Origin of the sequence: Collinsella sp. OM07-12, from assembly GCF_003438275.1 — a bacterium.
Classification (GTDB): domain Bacteria; phylum Actinomycetota; class Coriobacteriia; order Coriobacteriales; family Coriobacteriaceae; genus Collinsella.
Window position 1 is genome coordinate 1 of record NZ_QSTQ01000060.1, and the last position, 693, is coordinate 693.

General features: G+C 73.7%; 1 protein-coding gene and 1 pseudogene. Both read left to right on the top strand.

Features of this window, described 5'->3' with window-relative positions:
* Positions 1 to 401 (top strand): annotated as a pseudogene (locus tag DXB98_RS10230) (lantibiotic ABC transporter permease); the annotation flags it as partial.
* The coding region (locus tag DXB98_RS10065; protein ID WP_147330333.1) for a hypothetical protein at positions 394 to 693 on the top strand (300 nt) is incomplete at its 3' end. The pseudogene DXB98_RS10230 and the gene DXB98_RS10065, both read left to right, overlap by 8 nt.

The window sequence follows — 693 nt, forward strand, 5'->3', positions numbered from 1 at the left end:
CGCTCGGGCCCGCTCCGCTTGCGGCCACCTGGGCGGGCATCGTGCTGGGCAGCCTGCCCCTCTACGCGCTGGGGCTCGGCGTGGCCCTGCGCCTCGGCCACAACGCCGCCATCGGCGCCGGCGCGGCGGGGATGCTCCTCGCGTTCTTCTCAGTGGGCGGACTTGCGCACGGCCTCATGACCGGCGAGCTCACCGGCGCCCTGGCGACACCCCTGAGCTGGGTGCCGCTCGCCTGGCCCGCGCGCCTGGGGTCGCTCGGGGTAGAGGTCTTCATCGACGCCGCACGCGCGGCGGGCCCTCTCCTCACGACCGCGCTCGTTGGCCTCGTGCTCACCCTGGCAGCCGCCGCCGTCCTTATCGCCTGGTTCTGCCGCTTCGAGGACGGGAGGGCAGATGAGTAGGAAGCCGCTCGCCGCCGTGCTCGCCCTCCTCTCCGCAGCGCTCGTCCTGGGCGGGAATGCCCTGCTCGACGCCGGCTGGGGGTCGGCGCTGCACTCGATCGCCGACCGCGTGCTGCCCAACCCCGAGATCGCCATGTGGGCGCCCGCGCCCGAGCCCGGCAGCCACGCGAGCTCCTACGCCGACGCCACCGGGGCGGGGGCGAACTACGTCTACCTGGTGGACGCGGCGGACGACAGGGGCAATATCCGAGAGCTCCAGCTCATTTTCTTCGGGCGGGAGTCGGACGGCGAG